Origin of the sequence: Psychrobacter sp. YGAH215 (assembly GCF_007280595.1) — a bacterium.
Lineage (GTDB): Bacteria > Pseudomonadota > Gammaproteobacteria > Pseudomonadales > Moraxellaceae > Psychrobacter > Psychrobacter faecalis.
Genome location: NZ_VKLR01000004.1, coordinates 84,330 through 99,858, shown reverse-complemented (window position 1 = coordinate 99,858; position 15,529 = coordinate 84,330). Strand labels below are relative to the sequence as shown.

At 42.9% G+C, this 15,529-nt stretch carries 14 protein-coding genes; all 14 read left to right on the top strand.

Annotation, left to right across the window (positions count from 1 at the left end; translation table 11 throughout):
• Positions 1 to 31 precede the first annotated feature (31 nt).
• The 14 genes from argC (at position 32) to FOR85_RS02140 (ending at position 15,452) form a co-directional block, all read left to right on the top strand.
• Positions 32 to 1,099, top strand: a complete 1,068-nt coding sequence (argC, locus tag FOR85_RS02205; RefSeq protein ID WP_144296518.1) for an N-acetyl-gamma-glutamyl-phosphate reductase — start codon at positions 32 to 34, stop codon at positions 1,097 to 1,099.
• A 103-nt stretch (positions 1,100 to 1,202) separates the two neighbouring features.
• Positions 1,203 to 2,087, top strand: a complete 885-nt coding sequence (locus FOR85_RS02200) for a hypothetical protein (RefSeq protein WP_144296517.1) — start codon at positions 1,203 to 1,205, stop codon at positions 2,085 to 2,087.
• Positions 2,088 to 2,260: 173 nt separating this feature from the next.
• Complete coding sequence (locus tag FOR85_RS02195) at positions 2,261 to 2,668, top strand: ATP-dependent Clp protease adaptor ClpS (protein WP_068404516.1); 408 nt, start codon at positions 2,261 to 2,263, stop codon at positions 2,666 to 2,668.
• 208 nt (positions 2,669 to 2,876) lie between these two features.
• A complete protein-coding gene (locus FOR85_RS02190; protein WP_144296516.1) occupies positions 2,877 to 4,184 on the top strand; it encodes an RNA-guided endonuclease TnpB family protein in 1,308 nt (435 codons plus the stop codon).
• Between the two features lie 668 nt (positions 4,185 to 4,852).
• A complete protein-coding gene (locus FOR85_RS02185) occupies positions 4,853 to 7,426 on the top strand; it encodes an AAA family ATPase (RefSeq protein ID WP_144296515.1) in 2,574 nt (857 codons plus the stop codon).
• A gap of 135 nt (positions 7,427 to 7,561) precedes the next feature.
• A complete protein-coding gene (locus tag FOR85_RS02180) occupies positions 7,562 to 8,299 on the top strand; it encodes a uracil-DNA glycosylase (RefSeq protein ID WP_144296514.1) in 738 nt (245 codons plus the stop codon).
• Positions 8,300 to 8,851, top strand: coding sequence for a tRNA adenosine(34) deaminase TadA (gene tadA / locus FOR85_RS02175; protein ID WP_144296513.1), 552 nt, complete (start codon positions 8,300 to 8,302; stop codon positions 8,849 to 8,851).
• 180 nt (positions 8,852 to 9,031) lie between these two features.
• On the top strand, positions 9,032 to 9,787 hold the full coding sequence (gene cmk / locus FOR85_RS02170) for a (d)CMP kinase (protein WP_144296512.1): 756 nt from the start codon (positions 9,032 to 9,034) through the stop codon (positions 9,785 to 9,787).
• Between the two features lie 235 nt (positions 9,788 to 10,022).
• The gene (gene rpsA / locus FOR85_RS02165) at positions 10,023 to 11,711 is read left to right on the top strand and encodes a 30S ribosomal protein S1 (protein WP_068404509.1); all 1,689 of its coding nucleotides are present in this window, start codon (positions 10,023 to 10,025) and stop codon (positions 11,709 to 11,711) included.
• Between the two features lie 255 nt (positions 11,712 to 11,966).
• Positions 11,967 to 12,272, top strand: coding sequence for an integration host factor subunit beta (locus FOR85_RS02160; protein WP_068404507.1), 306 nt, complete (start codon positions 11,967 to 11,969; stop codon positions 12,270 to 12,272).
• Positions 12,273 to 12,345: 73 nt separating this feature from the next.
• On the top strand, positions 12,346 to 12,756 hold the full coding sequence (locus FOR85_RS02155; RefSeq protein ID WP_068404506.1) for a lipopolysaccharide assembly protein LapA domain-containing protein: 411 nt from the start codon (positions 12,346 to 12,348) through the stop codon (positions 12,754 to 12,756).
• Between the two features lie 86 nt (positions 12,757 to 12,842).
• Positions 12,843 to 13,541, top strand: coding sequence for an orotidine-5'-phosphate decarboxylase (pyrF, locus tag FOR85_RS02150; RefSeq protein WP_144296511.1), 699 nt, complete (start codon positions 12,843 to 12,845; stop codon positions 13,539 to 13,541).
• A 164-nt stretch (positions 13,542 to 13,705) separates the two neighbouring features.
• Positions 13,706 to 14,503 carry a metallophosphoesterase gene (locus tag FOR85_RS02145; RefSeq protein WP_144296510.1) on the top strand — a complete coding sequence of 266 codons (798 nt, stop codon included), beginning with the start codon at positions 13,706 to 13,708 and terminating at the stop codon, positions 14,501 to 14,503.
• Between the two features lie 106 nt (positions 14,504 to 14,609).
• Positions 14,610 to 15,452, top strand: coding sequence for a histidine phosphatase family protein (locus tag FOR85_RS02140; protein ID WP_144296509.1), 843 nt, complete (start codon positions 14,610 to 14,612; stop codon positions 15,450 to 15,452).
• The last annotated feature ends 77 nt before the right edge of the window (positions 15,453 to 15,529 follow it).

The following is a 15,529-nucleotide window of genomic DNA, read 5'->3' as shown; positions in this document are numbered from 1 at the left end:
ATTTACGCATTAAAAGAAAAAGGAATATCTTATGATTTCAGCAGCGATTGTCGGCGGCACAGGCTATACAGGTATTGAGCTGATTCGCTTATTGTCTGCCCATTCTGAAGTGTCTATTGATTTGCTAACCTCGCGTAGCGAAGCTGGCACCCGCGCTGATGAGATATTTCCAAGTTTACGCGGTATCTCAGATATCGTCTTTAGTGACTTGGGCGATGAAACACTTGCGACCTTACAAAAATGCGACGTAGTATTTTTTGCCACCCCGCATGGCGTGGCAATGAAGCAAGCTGAGGCGTTAACGGCAGCGGGCGTCAAGGTCATTGATTTGGCGGCGGATTTTCGCTTGCAGTCATTAGCAGATTTTGAGCATTGGTATCAGCAAGCGCATGCCTGTCCTGAATTGTTAAAGACAGCCGTTTATGGCTTACCTGAAATCAATCGAGAAAAATTGGCCAATGCGTTAGTTGTCGGTAACCCTGGCTGCTACCCAACTACCGCTATTTTGGGCTTAAAACCTATTATCGATGCGCAAAATCAGCAAGCCGAAAGGCTGGTTGAGTCACGTATCGTTATCGATGCAAAATCTGGCGTTTCGGGCGCGGGTCGGCAAGCGAAGCTTGCGCTTAACTATGCGGAAACCACCGATAATTTCAAAGCGTATAGCGTTGAAGGTCATCGGCATTTACCAGAGATTGAGCAGGGCGTTGCTCAATTGTTAGAGAGCCAGTTTGACCATCGTATCCGTTTTTTACCGCATCTGGTGCCAATGATACGCGGCATGCTGAGTTCTATTCATTTAGAGCTTACCGAAGCAGGCACTGCTATCGATTGGCAGCAAGTATTTGAGACAAGCTATGCGGCAGAGCCGTTTGTCGATGTGATGCCAAAGGGGCTTTATCCTGATACGCGCAGCGTGCGAGCCAGTAATCGTTTGCGTATTGGTATTCACCAAGACAATGCGCGTGCTGAGCTGACGGTGATTGTTGTGCAAGACAATTTGGTGAAAGGTGCTGCTGGGCAGGCCGTGCAAAATATGAATGTGATGTTTGGTTTCGATGAATCGATGGGCTTAGACTTTGCCCCTATCGTTCCTTAACAGATGTCTAGCCATTAACAAATCCCACATATTTATGGTGCTAGGTATTGATTATAAATTCCGCTATAATAACCTGCCTTTATTGTTAAGAGATATCGTCTAAATGCGTTTGAAGAGTGCACCACGCCTTTGCCAACAGCCTGCACGAGTATTGTGCCAAGACTCTGTTTCCTATGATGTGGGGCACGATGCGCATCTCTCTTATTCTCATTACCAACAGAGTAATGCGCTGATAAATAGCCCGCTTATTAGTAATAAGCAACGCGGCGCTTCCACCTTAGTATTGGCATTATTCGTGGTGACGGTATTGGTGACCGCTGGAGTTGGACTCGCATTTGGCCATAAACTTGGCTATCAGCGCGGCTATTATTCTATGCAGGCAGAAACTCAGCAAGCGGTAATTACCAGTAAAGAAGCCACGCAAGAACTAAAAGATTTACGCCTTAGTAGCAAAATTGCCACCAATGAAGCAGCTACTGCTAAGCAAGAGTTAGAAATAAGTTTGGCAAATTTAAAAGAGCTACGTGAAAATCAACAGGAATTGACGGTTGAAAATAAACAGTTAGCCCAACTTAATGAGATATATGCCGAGCTTGTTAGTGAAAATGGCGGTATGCCTTTACAAATACTTGGGGCAAAAATTAAACCTTTGCCTGAAAACGCTTTTGAGTACGGCTTTGATGTGGCAATGCTGGCCAGCGACGGCAAAGCTAAGCGCTTAAAACCTACTTTAACCTTGTTGAATGATAATGACTTTGTAGAAGTACCGCTTGAGCCTGCAAGTTATACCATCGATGGCATAACGCGTATTCGTGGTCGTTTTATGATGCCAACAGGCTTTAAACCTTTGCAAGTGAAATTAAGCTTAAGCGCAGGCGGACAAGAATTGGAGCAATTATACGACTGGAAGCTTGGTGATAAGGTTGATAGCATGCCGTTGTCACTTTTAGATTTGCCAGAAGTTGATGAAAGCCCCATTGAACCTTAAGTTTTTGATATTTGATTGAACTTTATTTTATTGCACTTTATTTTATTAAATTTTAGATTTTTAATGTATTAATACTTTCGTGTCTTATGCTAAGTGATAGCTAGACAGGTCTGCTACTCTTTTTTAATCCTCTTTATGCTGATACAGCATCGCTATTAATTTGTACGCTAATTATGATAAAACAACCGATATTACATTCAACGCCAACCGTTGCTGATTGGCATTTCCCAAATACGCCGCTGCGTCTGGCGCAAGATGGTGATACCGAGGGCGAAACTTCACCGCAAGCCGATGTATTGGTCGCTGAGCCAGAAGTGGCAAAACCGCCGATGTATGCAGTGGTCATGTATAACGATAACTACACGCCGATGGAGTTTGTTGTCTATGTGCTGCAATCAGAGTTTCGTCATAGTATGGATACAGCGGTTGAAATTATGCTGACCATTCACAATAGCAGCAAAGGTATTGCCGGTATTTATCCAAAAGACATTGCCGAAACCAAAGCCAAAAAAGTCAATAGCTTGGCGCACCGTGAAGGTTATCCTTTATTGACTCAAATCGAGCCGCATCAGGGTGAATAATTTTTTAGCCTATTTTGTCTTAAGTTTTCTCTAATTTCGGTTGATTTTACTCACTTCTCTATCTAAAAGCGAAAGAGGACTCCATCCGACATTAGGGTGGAGGTGAATTTCGCCTAGTGTTTATTATATTTTTATACAAATTAGCTACTGTATGAAATCTAAATAATCTTTAGAATTTATATTCTATCAAACAAAATTAGTTGCGGTAATGAAAATCAACAAAGCGTATAAATTTAGGCTTGAGCCTAATGCAGAGCAACAGATTATTCTAAATAGTCTTGTCGGCTCTGCACGTTTTGTTTGGAATCAAATACTAGCGATCTCATTTGAGATGTTTGCCAAAAATGAATTTATTAATGCCACCAACTTGGTTAATAAAATCATGGATCTAAAGAACAATCCTGATTTTGACTTCTTAAGAACCCATGCCAACGCCGTATCTTTACAACAAAAAGTACGTGATCTCGCCTCTGCTTGGTCACGATTTTTCGACCCTAAAGTTCATGCTAGGCTCAAAGAAAATAAAAAGAAGCTCCGAAAACCCAAGTTCTTTAAGCTAAGCGATGGCACAGAGATTCAACTACGACAACTGATGCCAAGATTTAAACGTAAATCCGATGGCTGCGACTCAATCAGGCTTGTTCAGTTTGATAAATATTGCCGTGTTGAGGGTAATCGCGTCAAACTACCTAATGGCGTGGGCTTTGTGAAATTTAGAAAATCACAAGACATCATCGGCACCATCAAAAACGTCACTATTAGCAAGAAACTAGGGCACTGGTACGTGTCTTTTGGGTGTGAGCGAGAACTGGATCAAAACCCAATTCACCCCTCTACAAGCGCCATAGGTATTGATTTAGGTGTCACTAAACTGATTACTACCTCAGACGGTCAGCACATCAAACCCAAAAACAGCTTTAAAGCCAATCAAATTAAACTGGCCGCATTACAGCGCCAATTAAGTAGAAAAGCCTTATTCAGTCAAAACTGGAAAAAGCAGAAAAACAAAATACAAAAACTCCACCATCATATTGCTAATATCCGCCATGACTACTTGCATAAAATCACCACCAACATCAGCAAAAACCACGCCATGATTGCTTGTGAGGACTTAAAAGTAGCCAATATGTCGAAATCTGCTAGTGGCTCTGCTACTCAGCATGGGCGCAACGTCAAAGCTAAGTCAGGATTGAACAAGTCTATCTTAGATCAAGGTTGGGGTATGATGGTCGATATGATTGAGTACAAGCAGCATTGGACAGGCGGATTACTTGTCAAAGTCAATCCGCAATATACCAGCCAAACCTGCTTTGAATGCAAGCATATCGCTAAAGAAAATCGACAAACCCAAGCTAAGTTTGAGTGCGTCCAATGCGGGCATAAAGCAAATGCTGATGTGAATGCAGCTAAAAATATTCTTGCGGCAGGACATGCCGTTTTGTCTGCGGAGGGAGGATGCGGTAAAGGTCGCCCGTTGAAACAGAAAACTTGTGACATTCGTGAGAAAGTCGCCTAAGCGCTAACGCTTTTAGAATCCCCCACTTGAGCTTAGCGAAAGTGGTGGGAGTATGTCAATTCTTACCTTTTTATTTATTATAAGAACTCTGCCGTAGAGCAAACCTGATGTATTAGCCAATGGTTTGCTCTAATCTATTTGTCTACTTGATTCCTGCCTTTTTAAATTTATTGTCACTCCTTTAATTCTCTTTTATTAATCTTCCTAGCTTTGTATTTCCTTCTTGATTTTTCTTTCATATCACCCATATATTAAAGTATACCCTTGTACACTTAATCGTATTAAACCCCACATTTTTTCATATCGTTTTAGCACCTTTTATCTCTGTTAAATTCAACCGTTACTTTCGAAAACTTACGCTCGAAGTGTTTTTTGCCTATTTGTCGCTTTAATACTGCACAATAAATACTGCGCAATAAAGGTCTAGTGGACACTTCGATACATTTTAGTCAGCGTTAAAAGATTGACTATGGTTAAGTATCATGTTGAGATAAAGGTAAGACGCAAATAGTATTCAAGCCATGGAAGACATCATTCAATAATATGCAGTAATGTCTGTTAATAATCCCAACATTGCCCTTGAACAATCCATCTATCGCCCTGATTTAGTTACTAACTCATTCATAAAGCTATCAATAATAAGATAGGTACAACCGTAGGAAGTCCTTATGTTAAGTCGTCATCTTGAAGTTTCTTTGCGTTTAGCAATGACACTTGCGCGCCAAAAATCGCATGAGTATCTCACTGTTGAACATCTCCTATTGGCGTTATTGGAAAATACCAATGCTGCCAATACGTTGACTGCTTGCAATGCCAATGTGTCAACGTTGCGTAGTGAGCTAGAAGCTTATATCAATAAGCATACGCCAACCGTGGACGCAGATTCTGAACAATCACCACAACCCACCCAGAGCTTTGACCGCATTTTGCAGCGTGCTATTTTCCACGTGCAGTCTATTGGTGGCGGGCGTTTAGTTGAAGGTTCTGATATTTTGGTATCGATGTTTTCAGAGCATGATACTTATGCCGTTTATTTGCTTAAAAAGCAGGGCATTAGCCGCCTTGAGCTGACCCAGTATTTATCACATGGTCAAGACAAAGACGAGCCATCTGAGCCACGTGCTTCAATGACTGGTGAGCGCCGTAGTGCGTCAGAAAAAACCAGTAAAGATCCTTTGGTTGAATTTGCAACCAACTTAAACCAGCGCGCCGCTGAAGGTAAAACTGACCCACTAATCGGTCGTGGTCCTGAGATTGAGCGCGCCGCTCAAGTATTATGCCGTCGCCGTAAAAATAACCCGCTATTGGTGGGTGAGCCAGGTGTGGGTAAAACCTCTATTGCCGAAGGTTTGGCGTGGTTGATTATTAATGATAAAGCACCAAAACCGCTTAATGGTTGTGTGATTTATAGCCTAGATATCGGCTCATTAATCGCTGGTACTAAGTATCGCGGGGATTTTGAAAAACGGATGAAATCGCTACTTGATGCGCTAAAGAAAAAGCCCAATGCGATTTTGTTTATCGATGAGATTCATATGATTATTGGCGCAGGCTCGTCAATGAGTAGCAATATGGACGTCTCAAACTTAATCAAACCAGCACTTGCCAATGGTGAGCTGCGCTGTATTGGTTCGACAACCTTTACTGAATATCGTCAGGTGTTTGAAAAAGACCATGCCTTGTCACGTCGTTTCCAAAAAATTGACGTCAAAGAACCAAGTGTCGATGACAGTATCGATATTTTACGTGGGTTGAAACCGCGTTATGAAGAGTTTCATAACGTCGAATATACCGATGAAGCTTTGGTAACTGCTGTGCAATTATCGGCGAAACACATTCACGAGCGCTTTTTACCCGATAAAGCCATCGATGTTATTGATGAAGCCGGTGCTTATAAGCGTTTAGGTATCGTCGCGGATTTGGACGATATTGATGCTGAAGAAAGCTTTATTGCCAATTTAGAACAAGACTTTGATGCGCAAATCGATGCCGATGAAGAAGGTCTTGGGGGTGATGCTGACGATGACAGCCTTGATGAAACAAGCGCTACTAACGAAATGCAGGAAGAAGCAGATACGGCAAAAGCCAATGATAAAGCCAATGGGTCTAAAAAATCTAAAGGCAAACGCGCACCGATAAAAATCGATGTTGCTGATATCGAAGCCATCATTGCTAAGCTTGCGCGTATTCCGCCCAAATCCGTGTCCAGTGATGATAAGAGCATTCTTGAGCATTTAGATCGTGATCTTAAACACTTAGTATTTGGTCAAGATGAAGCGATTGAAACCTTGGCTGATGCGATTAAACTGTCGCGAGCTGGGCTAAAAGCACCGGATAAACCAATTGGCTCATTTATGTTTGCTGGTCCAACCGGGGTTGGTAAAACAGAAGTATCGCGTCAATTAGCAAACTTATTGGGTGTTGAGTTGGTTCGCTTTGATATGTCGGAGTACATGGAAGCGCATACTGCTTCACGTTTGATTGGTGCGCCTCCCGGTTATGTTGGTTATGACCAAGGCGGTTTGCTGACTGAAAAAATCAATCAGCATCCGCATTGCGTGTTACTACTTGATGAAATCGAAAAAGCACACCCTGATGTCTTTAACTTGTTATTACAAGTGATGGATCATGGTACGTTGACTGACAACAACGGCCGCGTGGCTATCTTTAAGCAAGTTATCGTCATTATGACGACCAACGTCGGCGCTGAAAGTATCAGCCGCTCTTCGATGGGCTTTACCCAACAAGACCACAGCCGTGACAATACCGAAGCGCTCAAACGTGTCTTTACGCCTGAGTTCCGTAACCGTTTGGATGCGATTATTCAGTTCAACGCGTTAGATACGTCGGTTGTGGTTTCTGTGGTCGATAAGTTCTTGGTTGAGCTACAAGTACAGCTCGATGACAAGCAAGTCACGCTCGAGATTGACGATGAAGTCCGTGATTACTTGGCGGAAAAAGGCTATGATCGCCTCATGGGTGCGCGTCCTATGCAGCGCCTTATTCAAGACGAGATTAAAAAACCACTCGCAAGTATGATTTTGTTTGGCGACTTGGTAAACGGCGGGATTGTACATTTAAGCTTAGAGCCCAAAGAAGCCAATGAGCAAGACGGTGATACTGTTAAGCTTGATAAAAATGGCGGTAAATCTTCGGATAAAGGGTCAGCCGACAGTCGTATTATCTTAACGGTCGTTGAAACCCATGAGCCCCATCCAGATTCTGAGTCACTAGCTAGCTAAGTTTTTACTATTGATATAATAACAACGGTTACGGTGTTATAAAAACGGTTACAATGGTAGCCGTTTTTTTATTGCTATAATTTATTGAATGACCGTATTTCTTATACTCCTATAAAAAATAAAAAAGGACCTATCATGGAATTGTTTGATGAAAAATCTACGAAGAGCGATGCCCAAAAGCAAGCCATTTTGGATAATGTGCGCTTACCGGACGACTGGAAACAAGCTTTAGCAGAAGAATTGACCTCTGATAATATGGATAATTTGCGCGCTTTTTTAAAAGAAGCCTATCAATCAGATGATAGTATTTATCCGCCAGCGCCGTTGATGTTTAATGCGTTAAATCTAACGCCATTATCACAGGTGAAGGTGGTGATACTGGGTCAAGACCCTTATCATGGACCGGGGCAAGCGATGGGTTTGTCATTTTCAGTACCAAAAGCGATGCCAAAACCGCCGTCTTTAAATAATGTGCTAAAAGAGATGGCGAGTGACATTGGCATTGCCCCGTCAAAACATGGCGATTTAACCTATTGGGCGCAGCAAGGGGTGTTATTGCTCAATAGTTCTTTGACGGTTAAAGAAAGCGAGCCTAATAGCCATCAAAATAAAGGGTGGGAGCAGTTTACCGATGCCGTGATCGACGTGGTCAATGACCAAACAGAGCATACGGTATTTATATTGTGGGGCAGTAAAGCGCAGAAAAAGGGTAAATATATCAATACCGATAAACATTTGATTCTGACCGCTGTACATCCATCGCCGTTGGCTGCTAACCGTGGTGGGTTTTTTGGTTCGAAGCCTTTCTCAAAAACCAATGATTATCTGGTACAGCATGGACAAACGCCCATCGATTGGCAGTTACCGCAGTAAATGAAAAATATACAAAATATAAGTTTGCAGCCATTTCAGGCAGTTAATTACCAACTTGCTACAGATGAATTTTGGTCAGTTGAAGATGTTAAATGGATGCAACAAGCGCTTAATCTTGCTAAGCAAGGCGCTGCACGTGAAGAAGTGCCCGTAGGAGCAATACTGGTACACAATCAGCAGATTATAGGTCAAGGTTTTAATGAGCCTATTAGACGCCATGACGCAACCGCGCATGCAGAGATTATCGCGTTAAGGGATGCGTGCAGGCGTTTAAACAATTATCGCTTGCCGCTTCAGACAACGTTATATGTGACTTTGGAGCCGTGCACTATGTGTATTGGCGCGCTGATTCATGCTCGCGTCGATAGGCTTATCTATGCAGCAAGCGAGCCGAGGGCTGGTATGGTTGGTAGTCAAATGAACTTGGCTGCCGAGTCTTTTTATAATCATCGTATTCAAGTACATAAAGGCTTGTGCCGTGAGCATAGTAGTCAAATGCTAAAGGATTTTTTTCGGCAGCGCCGGCAAGCGTCCAAACAGAATAAAAGATAAAAAAGTCAGCCCAAACCATTAACAAGATATTGTTCACACTGCTAGTGATGGAGAAGTTTGTTTGCTATACTATTGCCCTATTTGCTTACGAATCTGTCTATTACCGTGCAAGCGTTTGATAGCGCAGGGAAATTCTTTGTTTACCACGATGTCAGCTTTGCCGACGATTAAGTGAGTGTTATGTCCGCTTTTATACCTGATACTAATGACAATAGTGAGACGCCGTCATTGCGCTATCCGGTTATCTGTATTGATGGTCCAAGTGGGGCAGGTAAAGGCACGATTACGTGGCGTTTAGCGCAAACCTTGGGCTATCAGCTGCTTGATTCAGGGGCGTTATATCGCATTGTTGGTCTAAAAGCGTTTGAAGCAGGTCTGATTACAGCAGATGCCAGCCAAGCGATTGATGAGACTGCGTTATTAGAGTTGACCCAAAGCTTACAGATCGTTTTTGAGCCTAATAGCGATTCAGGGCGCGTGGATATCATTGTCAATGGCGCTAAGATTGGTGAGCAAGTACGCAATGAAACCGTTGGCGGTTATGCTTCACAAGTTGCAGTTTATCCAAAGGTGCGTCAAGCATTGCTTAAATTGCAGCAAGACATGGCAACCCAATCAGGATTGGTCGCTGATGGTCGCGACATGGGTACGGTAGTTTTCCCCGATGCCGATGTAAAGGTCTATCTGACCGCAAGCGCTACCGCTCGCGCAGAGCGCCGCGTGGCACAGCTATTAAAAGCTGGGCAGGCGGCTGATTTCGATGCGATTCTGGCAACGATTAAAGCGCGAGATGAGCGTGATGAAAACCGAGCAACGGCACCGTCAAAACCGGCTGAAGATGCACTGGTTTTAGATAGCTCAAACCTAGACGCTGACGCGGTTTATGAGTTGGTAAAAAAACATTGTCAAGATAAGGGTGTTTGTTTTAATCGTTAATAAAAACAACATTTTAAGTACTAAAAGGTTTCCTATGGCTTCCGTTTTAGTATAAAATTGTATAAATATAAGTAAGACAGTCGTTGCTAGTGAGTTAGCTGCAAAATCGCTTATTAGCAACAACTGTTTTTTTATATGACTGCATAAGATATAAAACCAGTATTCTCGTTTTATACAGTCATACATTTGATCCGTACTGTGCTGGACAGGATACGGCTATACAAAGGTAGACATAATGGAATCATTTGCTGAACTATTTGAAGCGAGCATCGAAGAAACAGGTCTTGATATCGAGCGTGGCTCGGTTATCACTGGTACTGTTGTAGCCATCGATAGCGATTGGATCACAGTAGATACTGGTCTTAAATCTGAAGGTATCGTCGCTCGTGAAGAGTTTTTAAGCGAAGAAGGCGAACTTGAAGTTGAAGTTGGCGACACAGTCGACGTCGTGGTTGAAGCGGTTGATAACGGTATGGGTCAAACCTTACTGTCACGCGAAAAAGCCAAACGCGTTGAGACTTGGAATTTCCTTGAGAAAATCTCTGATAACGATGAGATCGTTAAAGGTATTATTTCTAGCAAAGTAAAAGGCGGCTTTACCGTTGATATCGGTTCAGTTCGCGCGTTCCTACCAGGTTCATTGGTAGACGTCCGTCCGATTCGTGATACCACGCATCTAGAAGGCAAAGAGCTAGAATTTAAAGTTATCAAACTTGATCAAAAACGTAACAACGTCGTGGTAAGTCGCCGCGCTGTTATGGAAGCTGAAAACTCAGCTGAGCGTGAAGAGCTATTGAACAAGCTTGAAGAAGGTATCGAGATCGAAGGTATCGTTAAAAACCTAACTGATTACGGTGCATTCGTTGATCTTGGTGGTATTGATGGTCTACTACACATCACTGACATGGCGTGGCGCCGTATCAAGCACCCATCTGAGGTGGTTGAAGTTGGTCAAGATCTAAAAGTTAAAGTATTGAAGTTTGACCGTGAGCGCAATCGTGTAAGCTTGGGTCTAAAACAACTTGGTACGGATCCTTGGGATAACGTTGGCGGCACTTACCCAGTAGGTAGCGTTGTTAAAGCACGCGTCACTAACCTAACTGATTATGGTTGTTTCGCTGAAATCTCAGAAGGTATCGAAGGTCTAGTACACGTATCAGAGATGGATCATACCAACAAAAACATCCACCCATCAAAAGTTGTTCAAGTGGGCGATGAAGTTGAAGTAATGATCCTTGATATCGACGAAGAGCGTCGCCGTATCAGCTTAGGTATTAAACAAACTCTTGCTAACCCATGGGATGAGTTTGATAAGAAACACGAGCGCGGTGACAAAATCACTGGTACGATCAAATCTATCACTGATTTCGGTATCTTTATCGGTCTAGACGGTGGTATCGATGGTCTTGTTCATCTGTCTGATATCTCTTGGAACGAAACTGGCGAAGAAGCTATCCGTAACTACAACAAAGGCGACACCGTTGAAGCAATGGTATTGTCTGTAGATTCAGAAGCCAACCGTATCAGCTTAGGCATCAAACAATTAAGCTCTGATCCATTCAACGAATACCTGGTCAACAATGACCGCGGTGCTATCGTTAATGGTAAAGTAAAAGAAGTAGACGCGAAAGGTGCGACTATCGAACTTGCTGACGAAGTAGAAGCTTACTTACGTGCTTCTGAGATTCAACGTGATCGCGTTGAAGATGCAACCAAGCATCTATCTGTTGGTGATGATGTTGAAGCGAAAATCATCAGTGTTGATCGCAAAACTCGTAACATCAACTTGTCAATCAAAGCCAAAGACGAAGCTGAAGAGCGTCAAGCGATTAAAGAATTGGGAAGCACTGGTACGACTGCTGCTGCCGGTTCTGATGCACAGCCAAAAACCATTGGTGACTTAATCAAAGAACAAATGCAGTAAGCGGTAGTTTGTTGATATAGTTATACTATAAAAAGAAAGCGACTCCGGTCGCTTTTTTTTGTGATTAAATTTGAGTATGGGGCAAGTTAGTAAGGTTTTATGGTAAAAAAGGAAACTCTTATTCCTATTTATGCCAATATCCGCTATCATTTGCAACATTGAGTAACGAGATATGAACGTAAAATTAAACAGTTTTTAATTGTTCAATTTACTTCATTATTATCTTATCCATTAATCAATAAGGTCCAAGTGATAATGCAGCAAGCAATTAACAAGTCCGAATTTATTAGTAATCTGAGTGCGAATTGTGACAACATGACAGATACTGTCGTCGATGATGCAGTACGCGAAATATTAAATTTGATGACCGATACCTTAGCCAATGATGGTCGAGTAGAGGTGCGGGGCTTTGGTAGTTTTTGTCTTCATCATCGCCGTGCCCGTATGGGACGCAATCCTAAAACAGGCGAAAGCGTACCCGTACCTGCAAAAGCCATTCCACACTTTAAGCCGGGCAAAGCGCTACGTGAAGCTGTCAATGCCAAGGTAGCAAACGGTTAGGTAAGCAGAGCCGTCAGAATGTCGCGTTCTTTGTTAAACGGTTCATACGATTCAAAATAAAAGGATATCTCTGATGCGTATTTTACTGCTGGTATTACTGTTTCTAAGCTTCGCTTATTCGCTCGGTTTGGTATTGGCCAATAATACCGAAGTTGGGGTGAATCTACTTTTTTCCCAAGCACCAACGATGAATTTGGGCTTATTACTGATTCTGTGCTTAATACTCGGCATTGTGATTGGCATGCTACTCGCGCTGCTTATCTTCCGCGTGCTACAAAATAAGTGGGAAATCTCACGGCTACAAAAGCTAAATGCCAATCTGCAAGAGCAGGTGACGCAGGCCAATATCGTCATTGACCGTCAGGCAAACGCACCATCAGTACAAGAAGCGGTTTACGGCGCGACAGCGACCAATGTACAAGACGGCAGCGTTATCGATGTAGACGATGGTGCTACTTTAACCAAGCAAAAGCGTGAGCATTGAGTGCTAACTAAGCATTCTTATATTGAGACGTTTATATAATCATTTAATAATAATCATTTAATAAACTGATAGAACGTGGCACAACTATGAATAACACCATCCATTCTCCAGTCGTCGTTGCACTGGATAATATGACTAAAGATGCCTCTTTAGCACTAGCTGACCAATTAGACCCAGCGTTATGTCGCTTAAAAGTAGGCAAAGAGCTGTTTACCCGCTGCGGTCCTGACATTGTTAAAGCGCTACATCAGCGTGATTTTGACGTGTTTTTGGACTTGAAATTTCACGACATTCCTAATACCACCGCCCAAGCGGTACTCGCAGCAGCCGAGCTTGGTATATGGATGGTCAATGTGCATGCAAGCGCGGGCCTTGAGGCCATGTCGTTAGCCAAGCAGCGCTTGTCAGACGGTAATTTTGAAACCCTGCTAATAGCTGTTACTGTGCTGACTTCTATGGACAATCAGGCACTGACGCAAACCGGTATCACTGATGGTCTAGATGCCCAAGTGAGCCGTTTGGCACAACTGACTAAGCAAGCGGGTCTTGATGGGGTAGTATGCTCAGCACAAGAGGCCAAAACGCTTAAAGCGTTATGTGGGCAAGATTTTAAGCTTGTCACTCCGGGCATTCGCTTGCCAGACGACAATGCTGATGATCAAAAACGTATCTGTACACCGAAGCAAGCATTAGCAGATGGTTCTGATTATTTGGTGATTGGTCGCTCAATCACCCAAGCAGTAGATCCTTTGGCCAAATTACAATTGATATTGAATAGTATCTAGCGCTATAGATCGACCGTATAATAAAAAAAGACAGCCTAATCCGCTGTCTTTTTTACTTTTTGCTCGTTAACGAAAAGCTGCTACACTGGTTAAATTCACGCTAATCGTAAGCTGAGGAAAAAGCTAACGTTTGCAAATAGTCTGATTGGATAATAGTAAAACCTATGAAATTACAGATTTTAAGTGACTTACATATTGACAGTTATGCGCGGCAATCGTATCCACTAGGGCGCATCCCTAAAACGGATGCAGACGTGCTGCTCGTAGCGGGAGATACTGCCAATAGCGATGATGGTATGCCATGGCTACAAGAGCAGGCAGCGCATTTGCAAGTACCTTTGATTACTATCGCGGGCAATCATGAATACTTCGGCGAAGATGTACTACATTTTGATAAAAAGCTAGCCACTTGGGATAATTATGATAGTGAATTAGAGCAGGGCGTACGCTTTTTACAGTGCCAGTATATGGATATTGGTGAGGTAAGGATTCTAGGCTGTACGTTATGGACGGACTATCAATATCAAGCCGATGCCGATACGATGGCAGCAGCTAGGCGTTTTATGCGTGATTATAAGCAAATTTATGCGGGTGGCGAGCTGTTCTCTCCTGAAGTATCGATACAAATCCATACTGAGCATCGTCAGTGGCTACAGCAAGCACTGATAACGGCGCAAGCATTGGGTAAAAAAACGGTGGTCATGAGTCATCATAGTATTAGCCCATTATCGGTGTCTGAAAAATTTGCCAACCTACCGAGTAATGCCGCCTTTGTCAGTGATTTATCGAGCTGGATGCATGAGGACTGGGCACCTGTGCTATGGGTACATGGCCATACTCATGAAGCCTTTGATTATCAAATTAATAAAACGCGTGTGATAGTCAATCCGCGTGCTTATCCCAATGAGGTAAGCAGTACCGAATTGGCGTTTGTTTGGAACAAAGTGGTGGATATTGGCTAAATCCTGTTAACCAAGCGCTTATATCGATATATAGCTGAATAAGCTATAGTGCAACTGAGCTTATATTTTGTTCATTCTCATCAATAAATCTGCTACGCTTACTACCATGAGTAAATTGCCTAATAATATCCCATCGGAACGATCGACACCGCCTGAAAAGCCTACGAACCTCAGGCCAAGCGTACCTGCACCTTCTCACTTACCTGACAGTATGATGTCTTCGGTCGGTTTGTTGCCGGTAGATAAAAGACTGATTTTATTTACTAGACATTCTCTGCGCGAACGCTCTGATGGTAATGGGTTTGCCAGTTACCAGTTGCCGCTAACGCCAAAAGGTCGCGTGTTGGCAAAGTCTTGGGGGCGCTGGTTAGCAGAACATCTGCCGTATTCGCTCGATGTTGATAGTATCTCAAGTCCGATTGGTCGCTGTATTGATACCGCGCAGCTGATGCAAGAAGGTGCGGGACTACGACGCGATATTGCCCATCAATCGCTACTGGTTGAACCTGGTAGTCTGGTGACCGAACCTGAGATTGCCAACCCGGTTTTTAAAGAAATTGGTGTGCTAAACTTTATCAATCGCTTCTTACAAGGCAATCTTGAAGGCACGAAAAACGCTTATCAAGGCGGACTTGATCTTTTATCACTTTTTTATCAAAACCAGCCGCAACATGGGCATTTAATGCTCGCCGTCAGTCATGATACTCTGCTATCAGCTTTTTTAGCAGTGATGCTAGACGTGGTTGAGATTGATTGGAATGATTGGCCAAAGATGATGGAAGGGGTATTTTTGTGGTTTGATGATAAGCCTTTTGAGCAAGCCAATGCCTATTTCGTTTGGCGCGGGCAAGTATATATTCGTCCAATCAGCGATTTATTACAGGGCTACCGTGCCGCTGGTTTTCATCCAAGCAAATTGCTATTGCCACCAGAAGTAAAATGGACATAGACCTTATTCTTTAAGCATTTAATTAAGCCGCTAATGTTTTCAAATGCCAGCTTTTAACTATTAAATAGGCATAAAAA